Below are 19,709 nucleotides of genomic sequence, written 5' to 3'. Positions count from 1 at the left end.
CCCTCACGTGGAATCGGGTCACGCGGGGCGCGGCACCGGGCCCGGGAACTTGCCGTTGGCCGCCTGCGGAGGCATCTTCGCGGGAGGGGGCGAACTGAGGGCGGCCAGCACCGGCAGCGGCTCCAGCCCGAAGATGTCCCGGCCGTTGATCTCGGCCATCGGGTCGATCCGGAACGCGCCGTGGGTCGCCAGCACGTGTACGTCCCGGACGAACCGCTGGATCGGGTTGGACAGGCCGACGGTCGAGGAACCGAGTGCCAGCTGCAGCCCGTCGATCACCTGGAGACAGGCGTGGATCTGATGGACGAGGTCCATCGTGATCTCCGGTTCCTCCGACGGGTGGAAGTCCTCGCCCGCAAGCGCGCGCCGGTCGATCTCGTCGGCCTGTCGCTCGACGACCGATGCGGCCGTGTTGATGACGGCCCTCGCCTTGCCCGCCACGACCTGCGTCGAGGCCATGTCGGCCATGGTCGGATACGGCAGGTTGAACGGCGGACGCTTGGCGGCCTGCTCGACGAAGGCGCTGAGAGCGCCCTGGGCCATGCCCAGGGCGAGCGCCGCGAACGCCGTCGTGGTGGCGACCATGGTTCCGATCGCGGAGTTCATGAATCCGAGTCCCTGGTACTTGCCGCGCAGGGCGTCCATGCGCGCGGGCATGTCCATGGTGTGGATGACCCGGTACTCGGGGACGAACACCTCTTCGTCTGCCCGCACACTGTTGCTCGACGTGGCGCTCAAGCCCATGACGTGCCAGTCGTCGACGATCGTGTACTGGTCCTGGGTGAGAAGCCCCATCGCACGACGCCGTTCTCCGGTGTCGGGGTCGTCGTACTCGAACCCGACCGAGGCCCACTTCGCGATCTTGCAGCCGCTGCCGAACGCCCAGCGGCCCTTCACCATCCAGCCGCCTTCGACCTTGCGACCGTCGCCGACCTTCGGCGCGAAGACGGTGGCGCCGAACAGGAGCGGTCCCTGCCAGGTCTCGATGTCGGCGAAGACCTCGTCCGTCACACGGTCGTTGAGGGTGAGCGCGCCCCGGGCGGCGCTGGAGACGATCACCGTCCAGCCGGCCGACGCGTCGACGCGTCCGAGCTCACGCACGACCTCCGCGGTGTCGCGTGCGCCGGATGCGAACCCGCCCAGCTCCACCGGGACGGTGATGCGGAACACTCCGATCTCGTGCAGTACCGAGACCGTCTCGGGTGCGAGTGCGCCCTGCAACTCCCCCTCGCGGGCGCGTTCGGCAAGGCCGGGCCCCGCCGCGCGCACCGCGTCGCGCATGCGCCGTCCCTCCTCGCTGAGATAGGGCGATTCGGGGAACCTGCTCACTTTGGGCGACGTCATTGTCATCTCAGTTCTCTTTCTTCATCCTTGGGCATCGCCGTCCGGGTTCATCACTGCGCACGCGCGGCGGCGGATTGCGGTACAGGGGGGAGCGCCTCGGCCCGGCGGTGTCGGCTACGGGCGTGGGGCGTGGCCTTCGAGATCGGCCAGGTCGGCCTTGGACCTGCCGTGCGCCACCGCGCGGCTCGGCGCGGAGCGGACGGGTGCTGCGGGAACGATCTGCGACTGGGCCGGGCTCGCCTCTCAGTTCCCCGGCAGGGGCGCGGCCATCTTGCGGAAGGCACTCCAGTGCTCGGCGAGCTTGCCGTCGCGCACGCGGAAGACCGTCAGGATGTACCAGTCGTAGGTCTCACCGGGGCTCGTCGGGTCCGGCGTCGGCGCCTTCAACATGACGCAGGCCAGATCGCCCTCCAGGGTCACGTTCACCACCGGCGGCGGCGTGCCGTTGCCGGTCGGAACGTGGCGGAAGTGCTCGATGAGGTTGTCCAGGCCGTTGCCGGGCGCGTTCGGGTCGTGCTGGATGTAGTCCTCGACGATGTAACGCTTCATCACGTCAACGACGTTCTCCTGCACGGAGCCGTCGCGGACCATGCGCGCGAGGTCCGCCTCGAAGTCGACCAGCAGACGCTTGACGGCGGTCCGCTCGGGCGTGTCCGCCTGGGCGACGGCGGCCTTGTAATCCTCGCGGTCGAGCCAGGTCTCGTACAGCTTGGGATCGTTGATGTGCGCGATGCCGTCGATGATGCTGAAGTCACTCATGCGCGGATGGGCTCCTTGTCTCGGGACGAATCTGTTGAGGCACGGCGCTCGGGGACGGCGCCGCCGATCATGGCGAAGGGGGGCAGGCCCAGGAGCCGGCGCCCGTTCTGCTCCGCCAGCGGGTCGATGCGGATCGCGCCGTGCGAGGTGAGTACGCGGACGTCTCGGACGAAGCGCTGGATCGGGTTCGAGAGGCTCACGGTGGACGAGCCGATCGTCTTCTGCAGCAGGTTGATCGCGTCCTCGCACAGGTTGGCCGCGTACGCGATGGAGAGGCTGATCTCGGACTCCTCCGGCGGGGTGAAGTCGAGTCCCTGCGCCGTGCGTGCGTCGATCTGGTCGGCCGTGCCTTCGATGGTCGCGGCGGCGAGGTTGATCATCGCGAGCGCCTTGCCCGCCGCGACCTGGGCGGACGCCATGTCGCCGATCGTGGGATACGGAAGGGTGAAGGGCTTGCGCTTCGCCGCCTGCTCGGTGAAGCAGCCAAGCGCTCCCCGCGCCATCCCCAAGGCGATCGCGATGTTGGCGAGTGACGCGCAGAGCAGCAGCGCCATACCGCGCTGCGCGAAGCCGGCACCCGTGTAGCGGTCGCGCACCTGCTGCAGCCGCAGGGGGAAGTCGGCGAGGTCGATGAAGCGGTGCGCCGGGACGAAGACCTCGTCCTGCACGCGAAGGCTGTTGCTGGCCGATCCCGACAGACCCATGACGTCCCAGTCCTCGAGGATCTCGTACTGCTCCCGGCGGAGCGCGACCATGCCGCGTCCGCCGCCCCCTCCGGCTTCGGCGGGGTCGTACTCGATGCCGACCAGCGCCCAGCTCGCGTGCTTGCAGCAGCTGCCGAACGCCCACTTGCCCTGCACCATCCAGCCGCCGTCGACGGCTCGGGCAGTGCCGACCTTCGTCGCGAACACGGAGGCACCCACGATGGCCGGCCCGACCCAGTCCTCCGTCTCGGCGCGTACTTCGTCGACCACCCGCGCATCCATCGCGAGCAGGTTCTTCAGGCCCACGCCCACGAATCCAGCCCACCCGGCGGAGCCGTCGCCCTCGCTGAGCGCGCTGATCACCTCGACCAGGTCCCGTGCGCCGAGCCCGTACCCGCCCCACTCGACGGGCATGGACATACGAAAGACACCGGCGTCGTTGATCGCTTCGAGCACCTCGGGCGTGAGCGCCGCGATCTTCTCTCCCTCGCGGGCCTGAGAACTGATCAGCGGGATCAACTCACGCACCCGGTCGCGGATCCGACGGCCCTCGTCGCTGATCCACGGGGAGGCCACGGGTGAGGCGGGTACCGGTGGCACCGGCGGAAGCGGGGCGTCGGGTGAGAGCGGCGGGGGTGTTGAAGTCATTGAGGCACCATGGTTTCTATCAATACGTACTGCACAGTTCAGTGCATGTTGCGGACATGAAGACGAACGGGTCGGGAATGTGAGGCGCGAGGTCGCCCAGCGGCACCGGTCTCAACTCACCGGAGGCTGGGGGGTGTTGATGTCGCGGTGGGGTACGGCGGCGCCGACCATGGGGAACGGTTCAATCCCGAGGAGACGTCGGCCGTTCGTTCGGCGAGGGGGTTAGCCGAGCGTCTTCTGGAGCACGTTGATGGCGTCCTCGCAGAGGTTCGCGGCGTAGGCGAGGGCGAGGCTGATCTCGGATTCCTCAGTCAGCCACGGCGATTCGACGGCCCTGACCTCCGGCGCGATGTGCTTGGACATCGGCTCTCCTCATTGAGATTGAGCGAAAACAGCGAACTGATCTGTAGGTGTGGGTGAGTTGGTGGCAGCCCCTCTCAGGCGGGGACCGCCGTCCTGTCGCCGTCTTCGAGCCGCCGGAAGCGGCTTCCGTGGAAGACCAGGGGCTCGGCCGACGGCAGCGTCCACAGGCGATCTATCTCCAGCAGGGCGATGGTGTGGTCGCCCGCCGGGAGTTCGGCGCGGAGCGTGCAGGTGTACCAGGTAACCGCCCCGGGAAGGACCACCGCTCCTTCTCCGGTCGTCTCCCAGTGCACATCCGCGAACCGCTTCTCCTCCGCACCTGCGAGCGCGCGGCACACCGCTCCCTGCTGCTCGCCCAGGACACTCAGGCCCAGCCGTGGCAGCTGCCTGAGCTTCGGCCAGGTGCGGGACGAGGTCTGAAGGCACACCGAGACGAGGGGCGGAGCCATTGATACGGAGGTGAAGGAGCTCACCGCCATTCCGAGGGGGCGATCGTCCACCATTCCGCACACCGCGATCACCCCGCTCGGGAAACGGCCGAACGCTTCCCGCAGAGCCCGCTCGTCCTCCGGCGCCACCGGTGTGGGCTGCGGCTCGAGGCCGGAGCCCGAATTCATGAGCCCATGGGGCCCGTGCTCATTGATCGACATGGTCATCACGTTCCTTCTTTCTGTGCGGCGGCTCGCTCAGCCCACCTGGGGCACACCACCGGCGAACATGGGAAACGGATCGAGCCCGAGGAGTTGGCGGCCGCTGAGCTCGGCCAACGGGTCGAAGCGGATCGCGCCATGGGTGGCCAGCACGCGCACGTCCCGCGCGAAGCGCTGGATCGGGTTCTTCAGGCTCACCGTGGAGGAACCGAGGGCGAGTTGGAGCTTGTCGATGGCCTCCGCGCACAGCCGCACCGCGTAGACGAGGTCCATCGTGATCTCGGACTCCTCGGCGCCCGTGAACGCGATCCCCGCCAAGGCACGGCGGTCCACCTCATCGGCGTGGCCGAGGATGGTCGCCTCCGCCGCGTTGATCATCGCGCGGGCCGTACCGGCGGCCACCTGGGTCGACGGCATGTCCGCCACCGTGGGGTAGGGCAGGTTGAACGGCTTGCGGGCCTTCGCCTGATCGACGAAGCTGTCCAAGGTGCCGCGGGCCATGCCGAGTGCGACGGCCACGTTGCTGAGACAGGTGATCAGCATCAGCGCGCGTGTGTCGTTGCGGAAGCCGATACCGGCGTAGCGGTCCCGCACGCTGTCCATGACCGCGGGGAAGTCGGCCAGGTCGACGAAGCGGTGGTCCGGGACGAACGCCTCCCCCTCGGCGGTGATGCTGTTACTGGAGGTGGCCTTGAGGCCCATGACCTTCCAGTCGTCCAGGATCGTGTACTGCTCGCGGCTCAGCAGCGCCATCGCCCGGTGCGGCCGGCCTTGCGAGCCCTCGTAGGCCACGCCCACGGCCGCCCAGGCCGCGTGCTTGCAGCCGCTACCGAACGCCCACTTTCCGGAAACCAGCCATCCGCCCTCGGTCCGGCGGGCCGATCCCACGCTCGTGGAGAACACGGAGGCACCGACGACCAGAGGACCGATCCAGGTGTCGATCTCCTTGAAGACCTCGTCGACGGTCTGCTGGGGCAAGCCGAGGACATTGCGGATGCCGCCGGCCACGAAGACCGTCCAGGCGGCGGATCCGTCGCCTTCGCCGAGCGCCGTGATGATCTCCACGGTGTCTCGCGCCCCGAGAGCGTAGCCACCCAGTTCGACGGGCAGGGCGGTCTTGAAGACACCCGCTTCGTGCATCGCCCTCAGCGTCTCCGGGGGCAGGGCGCCGAGCACTTCTCCTTCCTGCGCCTCCTCCCGCAGCAGGGGGATGAGAGCGCGTGTCTCGTCCCTGATCCGCCGGCCGCGGTCGCTGAGATACCGAGAGGGGCGCCGTTCGGCCGCCGTAGTGGCCGACTCGGCTTCGGAAGAGGTCGGACAGGGTGGCTTGCTCACAGGGCTCCTCCGGATTGCAACTGCACTGCACCGTTCAGTCCAGTTGAACCGTACGGTAGGGTTCACCGAAAGGTCAAGAGATGAGATGCGCACCGACTCCGACCGGGGCCGGAACTCGCCGAGGAGTGAAATGGCTGAGCAGGGGCGTCCCCAACGCGCGCGCGCAGGTGGACGGAGCAAGCGGGAATCCATTCTCGACGCCGCGGTCGAGCTGTTCCTCGAACTCGGCTTCGATCAAACCTCGATGGATGCCGTGGCGGCGCAAGCCGGTGTCTCGAAGACGACGGTCTACGCCCACTTCGGCGACAAGCTCGAGCTGTTCCGTGCGGTGATCGCCCGTGGAGGAGCCTCCCTCGACTTCGATCTGGACCAGACGATGCTCGCCTCCGTCGACGATCCCCAGGAGAGGCTGGCGCGCATCGCCCTGAAGCTCCTCCAGGCCACGACCGCCCCGAACTATCTGGCCTTCATTCGCGTCCTGACGGTCGAGGCGGCCCGCCGCCCCGAGCTGACCGAAACGCTTCGATCCCTCGGCGTACCCCATGTCGTCGACCTGGTGGCCGTGGCGCTCCGCGAGGACGCGCGGCAGCGCGGCTACACCCTTTCCGGCGCGGAGGCCTGCGCCGGACTGTTCGTGCGCATGACGGCGGCCGGACCGCAGATGGACGCACTGTTGGATCTGGAGGCCGACCGCGGCCCGGACCACCTGGAGGCGTACGCCAGATGGACGACGGCCATCTTCCTGCGGGGCCTGAGCGCCGACGACCGGCCGGATGTACCCGATTCCGCGATCAGCCAGGTCTTCCCCTGGCTGTCGCGGGCGAGCTCCTGACACGCCCCGAGCGCGGGAGGCAGGGCCTTCCGCGCCACGGCGTTCCCGAGCACTCCTGCGGGATGCCCGGTCACCGCACGCTCTGACCTCTCCCGGGCTCCCCTCTCGGGGCGGCGATGGCAATTCGATTCGTGCAGACCTCTTGACCGATGGAGTGCACTGAACCGTACAGTTCATCGATCGGAGTGCCGCTCGGCGCTCGGCGCCCTCGGCGAGCGATTGGCGACACGAGACCGCCCCGCCCGCTCAGCCGGCGGCCGCCATTTCCTTGCGCGAGGAAGGACGACGATGTCCGCGCCCCAGTCCCATCCGGAATTCGCTCCGCCCGGCCGGCCGGGTGTCCCCGCCACCGCCTCCCTGCGGGAGTCCCTGTCCGCATTGCGCGGCTATCCCACACCGGCATGGAAGGCAGCGATCGCCTGTGTGCTCGCCATGGTCCTGAGTCCCCCGGCTCTCGTCACGGCCGTCACGTTCCTCATCGACCCGGTCGCCGAGGACTTCGGCTGGTCCCACTCGGAAACGCTGAGCGTCTTCAATATCCCCACTGTGGCCGCCCCCTTCGTGCTGCCGCTGGCCGGCCGCTTGGTCGACCGCTGGGGTGCCCGGGCGGTCGCCGTTCCGGGCACCGCCCTCTACGCGCTCGCGACGGCCGCAGTGGCGCTCGTAGGCGCGAACGGAGTCGTACTGACGGCGGTCCTGCTGGTGAGCACGGCTCTGGGGTACACCTCCATTCTCGGAGTGGTCTACAAGGTCGTCTCGGAGTGGTTCCCCCACCACCGCGGACTGGGCTACTCCCTGCTCATCGGCGCGACCTCCAGCCTCGCCGGTGCCGCCCTCTCGCCCCTGAGCCAGCTGTCCATCGAGCACTTCGGCTGGCGGACGACCTACCTGCTGCTGGGCGGATGCATCCTGCTGATCGTCTTCCCTGCCCAGTACCTCCTGATGTACGAGCCCGCGTCGGCACCGCTCGCCCGTGGGAACGCTGTCCCGCCCAAGGCAAAGGGCCGGCCGGCGCACACGGAGCTGCCCGGCCTCCCCCTGGGCCGGGCACTCAGGACCCGGGCCTGGTGGTACATGGTGCTGGTGTTGACCGTGGCGGCAGGTGTGGCGATGAGTGTGCGTCTGAACGCCGTGTCACTCTTCGGCGAGCACGGCTATTCCGCCACCGAGGTGTCACTGTCGGTGTCGGTCATGCTGGTGGCATCCGTCGCCGGGCAGATCGTCGCGGGCGTGGTCCTCGACCGGTCGCACACACCTCGTGCCTTCGTGCCGTTCATGGTGTGCCTGGTGCTCGGCATGGTCATGGTCTTCGCCGCCACGGGAAGCATGTGGGCCCTGTTCCTCACCATGGCCCTGCTCGGTGTCGTGACCGGCGCGGAGTCCACCACCGGGCCGTACCTCGTGGGGTGCTACTTCGGCATGCGGGCCTTCGCCCAGATCCAGGGCATCACACTGGGCATCGTCAGCCTCGTCGGCATCGGACTCTTCCCGGTGCTGGCACAGGGAGCCGCGGAGAGCACAGGCGGATACACCACAACGCTCATCGCGCTCACCGCCGGAAGCCTGATCGTCCTCGTCCTGTCGCTCTTCCTGCCGCGCTATCCGAGCCCCGACCAAAGCCCGGACACCAGGGAGCCGGAACCCAGCAGCGTCGATGAGCGCATAGGCAACTAGCCTCTGAGCTTGAACTCGGGTTGTTGTCGGCGTGGATCGAACGAGCCGGCCGCAAGGGTGGCGTCGAAGCAGAAGGCGACCGCATCCGCGACATCTTCCGCACCAACAGGGCCCACCAACCCCCACTCGTCGAGGACGCCCTCGGCAAACAGTGGTCGCCCTCCTCGCCCGGCTTGAAGCCGCCTGCAGAGCAACCGGCCGGCTCGCCGAGGCGGTGGAAGAGGCCTTCCCTCAGCGTCCGGACGCCGAGATCCTTCTGAGCTTCCCGGGCTCGGCATTCGGCTCGCCGCCCGGATCCGCGCTGAGATCGGGGACGATCGCACCCGCTTCGCCTATGCCCGCGGGCTCAAGGCCTACTCCGACTTCTCGCCTGTCACCAGGGCCTCCGGCAAGAAGTCGTCCATCACCCGGCGGTGGGTGAAGGACGACCGCCTCAACCACGCGGGATACCTCTGGGCTATCTCGGCGGCTGGCACGCGACCGCCCAGCGCAACCTCGTCAACCGCATGATCGGCCAGCTCCGCCACCGCCTGCAGCAGGGCGGAACCTACGACGAATCGCTCGCGTTCCGGACCCCTCTCACCGTGGCCGTTGCGAGCGCAGTCTGAACTGTTCAGCGGGGAGTGAGGCAGGCTTCGAGGGCTGCCCGCTGCTGCGGGGGGAGGTGGTCGCCCAGAGGCACCTTGCGCGGGCTGTGATCGCCTTCGCAGATCCAGCTCCCCTCATCCTCATCGAACCACCAGTCCTCGGCGCCCCACATGGGGTGTCCCTGGAGCAAACGCCTGGCCAGCGCCTCGCTCGCCTGGGGAGCACCCTGGGCCACGAGAGCCCGGATCACAGCTGCCACCGCTTCTTCCGGAACCGAGGTGTCGCCCAGTACAGGAAGCAGAAGAAGGAGCCGAGCATGGGGATCGGTGACTCCAACGGTGGATTCCGGCGCCTCCAGCAGGGCGGCGAGCTCGGGCCAGCACAGCCCAGGTCCGATACGGTCCTGATCGTCGCTGGCCAGCACAAGATCCTGTCTCCAGCCGGGGTGGGTGAGGAAGTAGTCCGTGGTGGTGAGCTCCTCGCCGCTGTTGTAGTGCACGACGATCGTGAAGCCGCCGCTCAGAGGGACTGTGAACACCGGCCATGCCGCTGGGTCTTGGAGCTTGTCCAGCATGGCGTCCGCGTCGCACGGGTCCGAGCCGAAGGCCTCTGGCGGTACGCCCTCGGACAGGTCGGCCAGGTGCGCAGGCCAGAAGCCGAGCTCTTCAAGGAGCGGGTGCCCGTCCACGAGGGGCGACGAGGAGTACCAGTGCCGTGCCATCACCATGCCGGAATTCTCTCCCTGCCCGGCCAGGACTGTTCGAAGACCCCGGCTCTCAAAGGCCGACCGACTTGACGGTATGGCAACGTGAAGGGGCTGTGCGGTCACAGCACATGGCTGGTGCCGCCGGCGCACGCCGGACGGCGAAGCGCTTCCCGTCTCGACGGCGCTGCGCAAGTGCCGACCTTGCCCTTTGGGCTCATGCGCACGGCCCCGGGCCCGGTGGCCCGCCCGGGCCCGGCACTGTGGTGAGGGCCGCGACACAGTCGTACGACCTTTGCTTCGAACGTTCGAATACGAGCCGGGCTGCGGAACTCCCAGGCGCAGGCGCTGCCCTGGCTTGCTCAGACCGATTCCGGCTGCGCCTCGTCCGCCGCCGCAGGCTCGCTCTTCTCGTCGGCCGGGTAGCGCGGGAGCAGGAAGACGAGTGCCAGTGTGAGCACGCTGGCCGCGGTCAGGGCGATCAGGGGCCCGTTGTAACTGCCGGTGGCCTCGGCCGCCGCCTGCACGAGGGTCGGGGCCAAGCCGACGCCCAAGAGAGTGATGACGATCAGCGTTATGCCCTGGACCTGGGCGAAGGCGCGCATGCCGAAGTAGCGCCCCGCCAGGTACGGCGCGACCGACGACTCCGCGCCCATCACCACGCCGAGCAGACCCATGGCCAGGAGCAGTGTCCAGGTGCTGCCCCTGGCGGCGAAGATCGCGACCGTGCCGACCACGAGACAGGCGACGTACGGCACGAAGGCACGCGGGCTCCTTGAACGGTCCATGGCCACACCGGCGAGGAACATTCCGACGAAGGAGGCCACGAGCAGTACCGAAAGCGACAGGGACACAGTCGTGGCCGAATAGCCGCGGTCTCCGAACAGGGCGACGGCGTTCGACCGCACACTCGTCGCGACCCCCGCGGTGAGGACAATGGCCGCCACCGTGAGCAGCCAGGCCCGGGTGCGCAGTACGGCGCCGAGCGGCATTCCGGGGAGTTCCTTCGGACCTTGTCCGTCCTTCTTCGCCGCGAGGTCCGCAGGGTCCCGCTCCGGCTCGGTGAGCAGGAAGTACTGGGCGGGGAAGACGATCACAAGGATGCACACGGCAAAAAGGAGGTAGGTCTGACGCCAGCCCAAACCGTCGATGGACAGCTGAAACAGAGGGGCGATGACGGCTCCGCCCAGGCTTGTGGCGCCGCCGATGAACAGTGAGTAGCCCATCCCCCGGTGGCGGGGGAACCACTCTGCGACGACCTTGTAGGTCAGGCCCATGATGCCGATGTATCCGCAGAGGGCGGAGGCCAACAGCGGCAGGAGCAGAAGCACGGCGTTGCCGCCGGCGAGTGCGATCGCCGCGGTGAAGAGGCCGTACAGCGCGACGCACGGTACCGCGACGGCGCGGGTGCCCCAGCGGTCGACCCAGCGGCCGGCCAGGGGCAGCACGAGTGGAGCGGCGATGATCGGGATGTTGAGAATGGTCAGCGCGTGCGACTGCGACCAGCCGAAGTCCCGGGCGATGGGCCCGACGAACAACGTGATGGTGGCGCTTGAGGCGGCCGGGCTCAGTGCCATGGCCAGCACGCAGGCGATCGCGGCCTTCCACGCGGGGGCGGGGTAACCACGCAGCGAGGTCACATACGCAAGCAGGGAGCCTGTGGTGTGTGTCGGCTTGTCCGGTGCCGTGAGATCTGCATGAGGGTTCGGGGACATCGTCGTCCTTTTCTTCCGTACGCGAGGTGTGACGCACACCCGCATTCGGTCTGGGGCCGGAGCGGTGTGCGGGAGGGCTGCGCGACGGCGCCCAGCTTCTTCGGCAGAATCGATACTGTACGGTCCAGTGCATATTGCAGGTCAAGAGGTCTGCACGACTGACAGATGGTTCAGACGCTGCCCACCGGCGCCCGAACGGGTCAGGGGCGGTCAGGGCTTCTCGCGCGGTGCAGCCCCCGCCGTCCGACACCGCACGGAAGACCGAGCACCCCTCTTGTCGCCGGCCCTGGCCCGGAATTCCTCGGTGGCACCGGCTGCCGCATCCGGGACGAGACGCTCGGTTCAGTCCCCCTGTTGCAGAAGAACGCACCGGACAGTGAGGCCCTCGGCGCCCTGCCGCCCGAGACCCTGCAGGCGATGCCGCGAGGCGGGCGCCTTCAAGGTCTGCCTGCTGGTTGAGCTGGGCGCATACGCCCTTTGAGGGCGCGATGCCGTGGAGATCGTCCACCTGCCTTACCCCAGCTTCGCGCCGACCCGTTGTCCACGCAGAGACTCGCCGGGACACCGCGGGCGGCGGCCCGCTACGCGCGCCGCGGCGGAGGAATCCCGGAGGCGCCCAGAGCCGTGCCCCCGCATTCAGCGGGAAGCGCGAGTTTGAAGACATCCGCGTCGCTCACGGCCTTGAGCGCCTCCGGCGTGAGAGCTCCGGCCCTTTCGCCTTCCTCCGCGTTTGCGCGCAGCAGCGGGGACCAGTTCCCTGTTCCCGTCGCGGATCGGCCACCCGGTCGCACTCCAGAACTCCGACTCTCATCACTGCGGAACGTGCGGGGCGGCGGGACCCCACATATCGGTAACACGCGAGTCGTTCATCAAGGTCGCCATGGTCGGTCGGTATCCGGGTGCGGGGTTGCCAGGACCAGTGCGCGCTACTCCGGCGCCGGCCCGGCGTCGTGGCCGCCCTTCTTGTACGAGCCCCAGTGCTCGGCCAGCTTCCCGTCCCTGATCCGGAAGACGGTAGGGATGAACCAGTCGTACGTCGCACCGGGGGCCGTCGGATCGGGCCACGGCTTCTGCATCAGCAGACAGACGAGGTCGCCTTCAACGATCAACGCGACCGGAGGGGGCGGCGCGTCCCCGGTCAAGGGGATCTTTCGGAATCCGTCCGCCAGGAAGGCACGCCCGTTGCCAGGCACGTTCGGATCGTTCTGGATGTAGTCGTCGACGATGAACTTCTCGAGGATGCCGTCGACCTGCTCGTCGACCCGGCCGCTCAGCATCATCCGGGCGAGAGCCGCTTCGAACTCAATGACCAGGCGCTTCATCGCGGTCACCTCGGCTGTCGGCGACTCCGACAGCCCTTCGACGAAGTCATCGCGGTGCATCCATGCCTCGAAGAAGGCCGGATCATGGATCTGCGCGACCCCGCCCACGATCGTGTACTCCTGCAACGTTCCCTCCGGTGAGTCGGTCTTCACGTTATTCCGTACTGTACGGTTCAGTGCAGTCAATACGGCGCGGTTCGGCGTTGTCAACGACCTGAAGCGATTCGGCGCAGCGCAAGAGAAGCAAGGCGATCTTGAGCACCTTCTCGCGTCCAACGGCCAGCGATTGCGGCCACCTACCGGCAACCGCAGCCCGCACAGCTGGGCGCTGCCATCTACGTCACCGCAGACCTCTCACCCGGCCGCCCAGCCACCGCGCCGCTCCGACGGAGTCGTATCGCCTTGACAGACATGCTGAACTGCACGGTACAGTTCAATTAGTTTGCCCGCTTATTCAGCAAGGAGAGTCCATGTCTCAGCCCACTGCCCACAGGGAGCCACCGATGCCTCCGCCGGGCCCGCTCCCGGAGTTCAGGGCCGTTGAGTCGCCGTATCTGACCGATGCCGGACGTGAGCTGCGGGACCGGATCCGGGACCTCGTCCCTCTCATCCGGGAGCAGGCGCGCGAGGCGGAGCGGATCGGGGCGTTGACTCCCGACGTGCTCCGGGCGCTGGACGAGGCGGGCGTCTACCGCATGACGATGCCGGTCGAATGGGGCGGCAGCGCACTGGGCGCCCGCGACATCGTCGAGGTCGTCGCGGCCCTGGCTGAGGCGGACGGGTCGGCGGCCTGGAGCGCCTTCGTCGGCGTCGGGCTGCGCAACTTCCTCGCCCTGCAACCGCGAGTGGTCGAGGAGATCCGCAAGGACATCGAGGGCTGGGTGGGCCCCGCGCTCGTCGGCGCCTCCGTGTTCGCGACCACCGTCGGCAACGCCCGCAAGGCCGACGGCGGCTGGATGGTCAACGGCCGCTGGGCCTTCGGCAGCGGCTGCAAGCACGCCCGCTGGGCGCTCGTGGGAGTCGCCTTCGACCCTGCAGAAGCCGGCGGCACCGGCCGCGGCGTGGTGGTGCTGGAGCGGGAGCAGTTCGAGATCCTCGACGACTGGCACGTCATGGGCCTCTCCGCAACGTCCAGCAACAGCCTGCAGGCCACCGAGGACATCTTCGTCCCCGACCACCGCTTCCTCGACCTCGCCGAATTCCCCCCGCGGCTCGACCAGATCCGACACCACTACAGCGGCGCCGCCTTCCAACAAAGCGGCCGGGCACTGCTGATGACCGTGGCGCTCAGCAACACCTCGATCGCGCTGGGCATGGCACGCGGCGCGCTGTCCTGTTTCGCCGAACAGGCGGCCAGGCGCAAGCCGTTCACCCTGCCCTATCCGAGCGTCGCCGACATGGCTTCGGCCCAGGTGGCCGCCGGCCGCGCCCAGGCGATGATCGTTCTAGCCGGGTCGACGATCGAGCGCTTCGCGGACCAGGTGGACGCCCGTACCCAGGCCGGTCTCGAGTTCAGCGACGAGGAGGAGTCGGAGATCAGTCTCGCGCTCGCCTACGCGGCGAACCTGTGCGAGGACGCGATCAACCTGCTGCAGAAGACGCTCGGTTCCTCAACCATCGCACTGTCCAACCCCATCCAGCGCTTCGTCCGCGACGCACGCGTAGTCACCTCACACGGCGCGATCCGCGTCGACCCGCTCGCCGAGCAGAACGGCCGACGCCTCCTCGGGATCGAACCGTTCCCCATGGTCGGCGCCGCCGTACCGCAACGCGGCACCACCGCCCCCGAGAGGGAGCCCGTGCGATGAGCGGTTTCAGCATCGTGGACGGTGTCGCCGAGATCCACGACACCGAGCTCCACCAGACATGGATGGACCGCCCCGACTACATCGACGCGGTCGCGGCGTGGCCCGACCCGGACGTGGCCGCGACCAAACGGATCGTTGTCGAATTCGTAGCCGATCTGGCCCGGATGATCCGCGACGACGCCGTCGAGGAGCGCATCCACGACATCATGAAGCGCTACGTCGCCGAGGACTACGTCCAGCACGACCCGAACGCCCCCGGGAACGGCCGCGAACAGCTGATCGAACACCTCCGTCGCGCGCCGCTCGACGACGGACCGCCACCGGCCGTGGTCAACATCATCGCCGAGGGCGAGCTCGCGAGCGTGATGACGCGGCAGCCCACCCCGGACCCGCTGATCCCCGGCAGCACCTACGACTGGTACAGCCTCGCCGTCGTCCGCATCAGCGACGGCCGGTTGTCCGAGCACTGGGGTCCCTTGAAGAAGACGGCGCCCGGAGAGGGGTCGATGTGAGCGGCACGGACAACACCATGAAACTCCAGGTCATCGTGGGCAGCACCAGGCCGGGCCGACTGGCGCGGCCGATCGCCGAATGGGCTGCCGAGGCAGCCGAGAAGGACGGCGGCTTCGAGGTGGAGCTGGTCGATCTCGTCGACTACGCCCTCCCGCTGCTCGACGAGCCCGGTCCCCCACGGATGGGCCGCTACGAGCACGAGCACACGCGGCGCTGGAGCGCGAAGATCAAGGAGGCGGACGCCTTCGTCTTCGTGACCCCGGAGTACAACTACGGCCCCTCGGTCAGTCTGTTGAACGCCGTGGACTACCTCCACAACGAGTGGCTGTACGCGCCGGTCGGCTTCGTCAGCTACGGCGGCATAGCCGGCGGCCTGCGCTCCGTGCAGGTGATGAAGCAGGTTGTCACGACCCTGCGCATGATGCCGATCCCCGAGGGGGTCTCGGTCCCCTTCGTCATGCAGCACATCGAGGGTGGGGTGTTCACTCCGCCCCCGCCCGTCGCAGGATCCGTCGCGCCCATGCTCACGGAACTCGCCCGCTGGGCGGAGGTGCTCCGCCCGCTGCGGACGGCTCCGCCGCCTCCCCCGCCGCCGCTGCCCGGCCCTCCGGCAGTTCCTTCCGGCTCGGCACCGTCTCCCGTCCCCCGATAGACGAAGACCGTGCAGGACATGCCGAGTGGTCCGGTGACAGCAGGTCAGGAGCGGTACGCCGGCCCTTCCGCGAGCCCAGCACCGAGGCGTGACCGGCCAGACCGGTAACCCGCAGCCCTGTCCCTGTTGCCCGCGCCGACACACGGCGCGGGCAACAGGCATGCACTCGTGGGGCTCTGCCGAACCGGCCGGGGTCAGGCGCCGGCCCTGATGTGGACGATGCCGCTGCCGCGGGCCGATCGGCCCGCGGCAGGGATCGCCCTCGCCCGCGTCGTCACGCATCCATTCCAGGCGCTGTCGTTCCTCGTGATGGTGACGGGCGCTCGGACGGAAGATCTCTTCGACGATGTTCACCGGAGCGCTCCGGTAAGCCTGCGCCGAGGCCGGCTCGGCGCACGAGGGGCCAGGCGGCGGCAAGGGCAAGGAGTCCGAGGCCGAGATGGCGGGGCGATGAACGCCGAGGAACATGCCTACAGCACCGGCAGGTACTCCACGCCCGGAAGCAGCAGGATGTCTCGAATGGGATGAGCCGACGGGACAGAGCGTGTCGTGGCAAGCGAGCGCAGCCCAGGAGGTTCCGGTCCGCCCGGCGGCGGGCTCAACAGGCCAGGTGTGCCATGCAACCCGCAGGACCGCGCCGGGCAGTGACTGGCCGTCAGCCAGTCACCACGCCCATCCGGTCGGTGATTTCCTGTCCCGCGGCCAGCACATGCCCGACGATGTCGGCTTCCGTCCCGCTCGGGACCCTCGAAGCCAGCGCGGCCACGCTCACGGCCGCCACGACCTGTCCCGCGTCGCCACGGACCGGCGCGGCGACGCCGAGAATGTCGGGGTCGAGTTCGGCGCGCGAGATCGCGTACCCGGCGGCCCGGATCTTCTCCAGACGTTCCATCAGCGCGTCGACATCGACCAGCGTCGCGGGAGTGAACTGCTTCAGTTGCGCGGCCTCCAGTAGGCGGCGCGCCTCGTCCGGAGGGCTCCAGGCCAGGAGCACATGCGCCGAGGCGCCGGCGTTGATCGGCAGTGCGCTGCCCCGCTCGTAGGAGATGCGGACGGGGCGTTGTCCGGGTTCGGCGGTCTCGACGCACACTACGAGGTCGCCCACCCGCCGAGTCAGGAGTACGGTCTCGCCCGTCAGTTCGGACAGTGCCGTCATGGCGGGCAGCGCGATGTCGGGGAGGCCGTAGCTGCGTCGGGCCAGCCTGGCGATCTCCATCACGCGCAGACCGAGCCGGAAACCGCCGCCCGGCGCCTCCTCCAGGAAGCGGCTCGACACGAGGGACTGGAGGTAGCGGTAGGCGGTTGAGCGTGCGACGCCAAGCCGCCCGGCGACCGCCGTCGCGGAGACCACCAGCTCGCTCTCGTCGAACATCATGAGGATGTCGAGCGCCCGGTCCGCGGTCGAGTTGCGCTCACGGTAGGCGCCTGCGGGGGACGCTTCTCCTGACATGCGGGACACACTAGTGGACGATGTCCCGGCCTGAGGTTTCTCGTGCCGGGCTCACGCGGGATCGTCCTTGACCACGCGGTTGCTCGTCTCGCCGATCCCCTCGATGCGCGTGACCAGTCTCTGGCCTGGACGCAGGAAGACCTTCGGATCGCGCCCCGCCCCGACACCGCCCGGGGTGCCGGTGGCGATGAGGTCACCGGGCAGCAACGTGATGATGGTGCTGACGTAGGACACGATGTGCGCCACGTCGAAGAGCAGGTCGGCGGTGTTCGACTCCTGCATGGCGTGCCCGTCGACGCTGCATCCGATGTCCAGGCCCGCCGCTCCGGGCGGAAGCTCGTCCGACGTCACCAGGGCGGGCCCCACCGGCGTCGTGGCCTCGAAGGTCTTGCCGGAAAGGAACTCACGGGTGCGGTGCTGCCAGTCCCGGACGGTGACGTCATTGAGGATCGTGTAGCCGGCGACGGCATCCAGCGCCTCCTGCTCGCCGACGTGCCGGGTCGGGCGCCCGATCACGGCGCACAGTTCGGCTTCCCAGTCGAGATCGTCGCTCACTGCGGGCATGTGGATGTCGTCGTGGGCGCCGACGAGGGCTCCGTCGTACTTGGCGAACAGCGTGGGATGGGTCGGGGTCGGGCGGCCCATCTCCTTGATGTGGGTGGCGTAGTTCAGGCCGAGGCAGACGATCTTGTTGGGGTGGGGGACCACGGGGGCGTACGACACGTCGGCGGCCGGGACGCGCCGGCCGTCGGAGTCGGCCGCGCGCCCGGCCCAGTCCTCACCCGAGGCCAGCAGGGCCGCGACGTCCGCGTGGGGCAACAGCACCAGTTCGTCGCCTTCGTGGCGGGCGGCGACGGTGCCGTGGTCGGCCGTACGGATCGTGCTCAGTCTCACTTGCGGGCTCCTTGTGTGTCGTTTTTCGATGCGGGGCCGCCGGACGGGGCCGGACTCGCGGGGAAGGGTGAAGTACCGGACGGGCGAAGCTCCTCGGGGGCCCCGGGCGGCCCCGCTTCGCGGGTGCGGGCTGGAGACAGCAACCGGCCGAGTGTCCGTGCGACATCACCGACCTGACGGGGGGTGAAGACGGCCGCTATCAGCCGGTCGGGGCGGACCAGCAACAGATGGCCGGGCAATGACGCCAGGTACGCGTCGAGCTCGCCGTCCGCATCGGCCACTGCGGCTCGTCCGTCGTGCGCACGGGGTGCGCGGTCGCCGAGCACCACGTCCACCCGCCGCGCGTCGGGCAGCGGGGCTGCCGCCACGGCCTTCCAGTCCTCGTCGGACAGGCCGATGCCCAGCAGGCTCCAGCCCGGGCCGAGGAGATCGTCGAGACGAGCGGTGGTGTATCCGGGGCCGTGCAGCACCGAGGGCTGGTGCAGCAGGGTGCCGGCCAGCGCCTGTCCAGGACCGTCGGCCAGTACCACCGCTCCGGCCCGCACCCGGGTGTCGGGCCGGTACCGCATCTCGGTCAGGTACCGGCGCCCGCGTCGGCTCCGAAGAGCCGCACGCACACAGAGGTCCCTGACCCGGGCCCGTCTGCGGTCGGTCGTCATGACGACACGGCCGAGCCGCACGGACAGTTCGATCATCGCCTGAGCGTGCGGATGGCGCTCCGTGTCATAGGTGTCGAGGAGGGCGTCGGCGGCGCGCCCGGCGAGCACTTCGGCCACCTTCCAGCACAGGTTGGCCGCGTCCCGGACACCCGAGTTGAGACCCTGTCCGGCAAAGGGCGGCATCATGTGCGCGGCGTCGCCGAGCAGGAAGCAGCGGCCGTCGCGCAGCTTCTCGGCCAGCAGGGCGTGGAAGGTGTAGGCGACCGAGCGCTCGACCTGTTCCGGGGTGATGTCCCGGTGCGGGCGCAGCAGGTCCCGCACCAGTCCGAAGGGCACCGCGCCGCCGGGGGCGCACTCGCCCGGGCGCAACCGGAACTCGTAGCGGCACCGCCCCTCGCGCCCGGGCACGATGACGAGGGGCCGGTCAGGGTCGCCGACGTGCATGCCGTACCGCTCGTCGTGCGGATCCTCGAGCGTGTCGACGACGAGCCAGACGTCGTCCGGATAGCTGCGTCCGCGCATGGGGATGGACAACTGCTCACGCACGGTACTGCGGCCTCCGTCGCACCCCAGGACGTAGGCGGCCTCGATCTGCTGCGTCACTCCGTCGCCGTCACCGTCACCGGATGCCAGGGTGGCCCACACACGGTCGGGATACTGGCTCAGTTCCACGAGGCGGGTCCCGAAGCGGACGTCGACGTGCGGGAAGCGGTCGAGACCGGAGAGCAGCACGCGCTCGAGATCGGGCTGGGCGAACGGGTTCTTGAACGGGTGGCCGTATCGCCGCTCTCCGGTGCCGCGGGCATGGACGAGCGGCCGTCCGCCGACTCCGTAGTACTTGGTACCCGTCCCCGGCACGATGATCGGGTGGACGGCCCCGTCCAGGCCGGCCAGTTGCAGGGTGCGCAGCGACTCGTCGTCCAGGCTGATCGCCTTCGCGTCGTCGCTCGTGGTCGCGTGACGTTCGACGACCAGGACGCGCACACCGAGCGCGCCCAGGAGGTTGGCCGCGGTCAGCCCGACCGGTCCCGCGCCGACGACGAGCACCAGTGGCGCCGCACCGGACGGCGCCGGGGGTGGTGTAGCCATGGATGGG

General features: G+C 69.0%; 19 protein-coding genes and 1 pseudogene. 7 read left to right on the top strand and 13 right to left on the bottom strand.

Going from position 1 to position 19,709, the window contains the following annotated elements; genetic code table 11:
• Window positions 1-18: 18 nt before the first annotated feature.
• From ACFY1L_RS50080 to ACFY1L_RS50055, 6 genes are all read right to left on the bottom strand, one after another.
• Window positions 19-1,344 carry an acyl-CoA dehydrogenase family protein gene (locus ACFY1L_RS50080; protein WP_388841878.1) on the bottom strand — a complete coding sequence of 442 codons (1,326 nt, stop codon included), beginning with the start codon at window positions 1,342-1,344 and terminating at the stop codon, window positions 19-21.
• Between the two features lie 243 nt (window positions 1,345-1,587).
• Window positions 1,588-2,103 (bottom strand): nuclear transport factor 2 family protein, encoded by a 516-nt coding sequence (locus tag ACFY1L_RS50075; RefSeq protein ID WP_388841652.1) that lies wholly within the window; start codon window positions 2,101-2,103, stop codon window positions 1,588-1,590.
• Window positions 2,100-3,455, bottom strand: coding sequence for an acyl-CoA dehydrogenase family protein (locus ACFY1L_RS50070; protein WP_388841649.1), 1,356 nt, complete (start codon window positions 3,453-3,455; stop codon window positions 2,100-2,102). The genes ACFY1L_RS50075 and ACFY1L_RS50070 overlap by 4 nt, the downstream gene beginning before the upstream one ends.
• Before the next feature lie 222 nt (window positions 3,456-3,677).
• Window positions 3,678-3,818 (bottom strand): hypothetical protein, encoded by a 141-nt coding sequence (locus ACFY1L_RS50065; protein WP_388841646.1) that lies wholly within the window; start codon window positions 3,816-3,818, stop codon window positions 3,678-3,680.
• A 74-nt stretch (window positions 3,819-3,892) separates the two neighbouring features.
• Complete coding sequence (locus ACFY1L_RS50060; RefSeq protein WP_388841643.1) at window positions 3,893-4,474, bottom strand: flavin reductase family protein; 582 nt, start codon at window positions 4,472-4,474, stop codon at window positions 3,893-3,895.
• A gap of 30 nt (window positions 4,475-4,504) precedes the next feature.
• Window positions 4,505-5,803 (bottom strand): acyl-CoA dehydrogenase family protein, encoded by a 1,299-nt coding sequence (locus tag ACFY1L_RS50055; protein ID WP_388841640.1) that lies wholly within the window; start codon window positions 5,801-5,803, stop codon window positions 4,505-4,507.
• 130 nt (window positions 5,804-5,933) lie between these two features.
• Here ACFY1L_RS50055 and ACFY1L_RS50050 point away from each other — a divergent pair, with 130 nt between their 5' ends.
• The 4 genes from ACFY1L_RS50050 to ACFY1L_RS50035 all read left to right on the top strand — a co-directional run bounded on the left by ACFY1L_RS50050 (window position 5,934) and on the right by ACFY1L_RS50035 (window position 8,917).
• Complete coding sequence (locus ACFY1L_RS50050; RefSeq protein WP_388841637.1) at window positions 5,934-6,635, top strand: TetR/AcrR family transcriptional regulator; 702 nt, start codon at window positions 5,934-5,936, stop codon at window positions 6,633-6,635.
• Window positions 6,636-6,923: 288 nt separating this feature from the next.
• Window positions 6,924-8,309, top strand: a complete 1,386-nt coding sequence (locus ACFY1L_RS50045) for an MFS transporter (RefSeq protein ID WP_388841634.1) — start codon at window positions 6,924-6,926, stop codon at window positions 8,307-8,309.
• A gap of 183 nt (window positions 8,310-8,492) precedes the next feature.
• Window positions 8,493-8,819, top strand: a complete 327-nt coding sequence (locus ACFY1L_RS50040; protein WP_388841875.1) for a transposase — start codon at window positions 8,493-8,495, stop codon at window positions 8,817-8,819.
• On the top strand, window positions 8,723-8,917 hold the full coding sequence (locus ACFY1L_RS50035; RefSeq protein WP_388841632.1) for a hypothetical protein: 195 nt from the start codon (window positions 8,723-8,725) through the stop codon (window positions 8,915-8,917). The genes ACFY1L_RS50040 and ACFY1L_RS50035 overlap by 97 nt, the downstream gene beginning before the upstream one ends.
• Before the next feature lie 5 nt (window positions 8,918-8,922).
• Here ACFY1L_RS50035 and ACFY1L_RS50030 read toward each other — a convergent pair whose 3' ends face one another.
• The 3 genes from ACFY1L_RS50030 to ACFY1L_RS50020 all read right to left on the bottom strand — a co-directional run bounded on the left by ACFY1L_RS50030 (window position 8,923) and on the right by ACFY1L_RS50020 (window position 12,790).
• Entirely contained in the window at window positions 8,923-9,624 is a 702-nt protein-coding gene (locus tag ACFY1L_RS50030) for a hypothetical protein (RefSeq protein WP_388841629.1), read from the bottom strand.
• A gap of 338 nt (window positions 9,625-9,962) precedes the next feature.
• Window positions 9,963-11,315 (bottom strand): MFS transporter, encoded by a 1,353-nt coding sequence (locus ACFY1L_RS50025; RefSeq protein ID WP_388841626.1) that lies wholly within the window; start codon window positions 11,313-11,315, stop codon window positions 9,963-9,965.
• Between the two features lie 926 nt (window positions 11,316-12,241).
• Window positions 12,242-12,790, bottom strand: coding sequence for a hypothetical protein (locus ACFY1L_RS50020; RefSeq protein ID WP_388841623.1), 549 nt, complete (start codon window positions 12,788-12,790; stop codon window positions 12,242-12,244).
• 317 nt (window positions 12,791-13,107) lie between these two features.
• Between ACFY1L_RS50020 and ACFY1L_RS50015 the strand changes: the two genes are divergently transcribed.
• The 3 genes from ACFY1L_RS50015 to ACFY1L_RS50005 are packed head-to-tail and all read left to right on the top strand — an operon-like array spanning window position 13,108 to window position 15,610.
• A complete protein-coding gene (locus tag ACFY1L_RS50015) occupies window positions 13,108-14,445 on the top strand; it encodes an acyl-CoA dehydrogenase family protein (RefSeq protein ID WP_388841621.1) in 1,338 nt (445 codons plus the stop codon).
• Window positions 14,442-14,957 (top strand): nuclear transport factor 2 family protein, encoded by a 516-nt coding sequence (locus ACFY1L_RS50010; RefSeq protein WP_388841619.1) that lies wholly within the window; start codon window positions 14,442-14,444, stop codon window positions 14,955-14,957. Before ACFY1L_RS50015 ends, ACFY1L_RS50010 begins: the two co-directional genes overlap by 4 nt.
• On the top strand, window positions 14,954-15,610 hold the full coding sequence (locus tag ACFY1L_RS50005; protein ID WP_388841616.1) for an NADPH-dependent FMN reductase: 657 nt from the start codon (window positions 14,954-14,956) through the stop codon (window positions 15,608-15,610). Before ACFY1L_RS50010 ends, ACFY1L_RS50005 begins: the two co-directional genes overlap by 4 nt.
• Before the next feature lie 249 nt (window positions 15,611-15,859).
• Here the strand turns inward: ACFY1L_RS50005 and ACFY1L_RS50000 are convergent.
• The 4 genes and pseudogenes from ACFY1L_RS50000 to ACFY1L_RS49985 form a co-directional block, all read right to left on the bottom strand.
• Window positions 15,860-16,078: pseudogene (locus ACFY1L_RS50000) on the bottom strand (DUF6191 domain-containing protein); the annotation flags it as partial.
• Window positions 16,079-16,265: 187 nt separating this feature from the next.
• Entirely contained in the window at window positions 16,266-17,060 is a 795-nt protein-coding gene (locus ACFY1L_RS49995; RefSeq protein WP_388841613.1) for an IclR family transcriptional regulator, read from the bottom strand.
• Between the two features lie 51 nt (window positions 17,061-17,111).
• On the bottom strand, window positions 17,112-17,954 hold the full coding sequence (locus ACFY1L_RS49990; protein ID WP_388841610.1) for a fumarylacetoacetate hydrolase family protein: 843 nt from the start codon (window positions 17,952-17,954) through the stop codon (window positions 17,112-17,114).
• Window positions 17,951-19,702, bottom strand: coding sequence for a bifunctional 3-(3-hydroxy-phenyl)propionate/3-hydroxycinnamic acid hydroxylase (locus ACFY1L_RS49985; RefSeq protein ID WP_388841607.1), 1,752 nt, complete (start codon window positions 19,700-19,702; stop codon window positions 17,951-17,953). Before ACFY1L_RS49985 ends, ACFY1L_RS49990 begins: the two co-directional genes overlap by 4 nt.
• Window positions 19,703-19,709 lie beyond the last annotated feature (7 nt).

It is taken from the genome of Streptomyces sp. NPDC001663, from assembly GCF_042893105.1.
GTDB lineage: Bacteria > Actinomycetota > Actinomycetes > Streptomycetales > Streptomycetaceae > Streptomyces.
This window is presented reverse-complemented; position numbering and strand designations above follow the sequence as displayed.

Excerpts from the sequence above, each read along its gene's own strand:
- ACFY1L_RS50080 (WP_388841878.1), bottom strand. The coding sequence starts at position 1,344 with ATGACGTCGCCCAAAGTGAGCAGGTTCCCCGAATCGCCCTATCTCAGC.
- ACFY1L_RS50075 (WP_388841652.1), bottom strand. The coding sequence starts at position 2,103 with ATGAGTGACTTCAGCATCATCGACGGCATCGCGCACATCAACGATCCC.
- ACFY1L_RS50070 (WP_388841649.1), bottom strand. The coding sequence starts at position 3,455 with ATGACTTCAACACCCCCGCCGCTCTCACCCGACGCCCCGCTTCCGCCG.
- ACFY1L_RS50065 (WP_388841646.1), bottom strand. The coding sequence starts at position 3,818 with ATGTCCAAGCACATCGCGCCGGAGGTCAGGGCCGTCGAATCGCCGTGG.
- ACFY1L_RS50060 (WP_388841643.1), bottom strand. The coding sequence starts at position 4,474 with ATGACCATGTCGATCAATGAGCACGGGCCCCATGGGCTCATGAATTCG.
- ACFY1L_RS50050 (WP_388841637.1), top strand. The coding sequence starts at position 5,934 with ATGGCTGAGCAGGGGCGTCCCCAACGCGCGCGCGCAGGTGGACGGAGC.
- ACFY1L_RS50045 (WP_388841634.1), top strand. The coding sequence starts at position 6,924 with ATGTCCGCGCCCCAGTCCCATCCGGAATTCGCTCCGCCCGGCCGGCCG.
- ACFY1L_RS50030 (WP_388841629.1), bottom strand. The coding sequence starts at position 9,624 with ATGGTGATGGCACGGCACTGGTACTCCTCGTCGCCCCTCGTGGACGGG.
- ACFY1L_RS50025 (WP_388841626.1), bottom strand. The coding sequence starts at position 11,315 with ATGTCCCCGAACCCTCATGCAGATCTCACGGCACCGGACAAGCCGACA.
- ACFY1L_RS50015 (WP_388841621.1), top strand. The coding sequence starts at position 13,108 with ATGTCTCAGCCCACTGCCCACAGGGAGCCACCGATGCCTCCGCCGGGC.
- ACFY1L_RS50010 (WP_388841619.1), top strand. The coding sequence starts at position 14,442 with ATGAGCGGTTTCAGCATCGTGGACGGTGTCGCCGAGATCCACGACACC.
- ACFY1L_RS49995 (WP_388841613.1), bottom strand. The coding sequence starts at position 17,060 with ATGTCAGGAGAAGCGTCCCCCGCAGGCGCCTACCGTGAGCGCAACTCG.
- ACFY1L_RS49985 (WP_388841607.1), bottom strand. The coding sequence starts at position 19,702 with ATGGCTACACCACCCCCGGCGCCGTCCGGTGCGGCGCCACTGGTGCTC.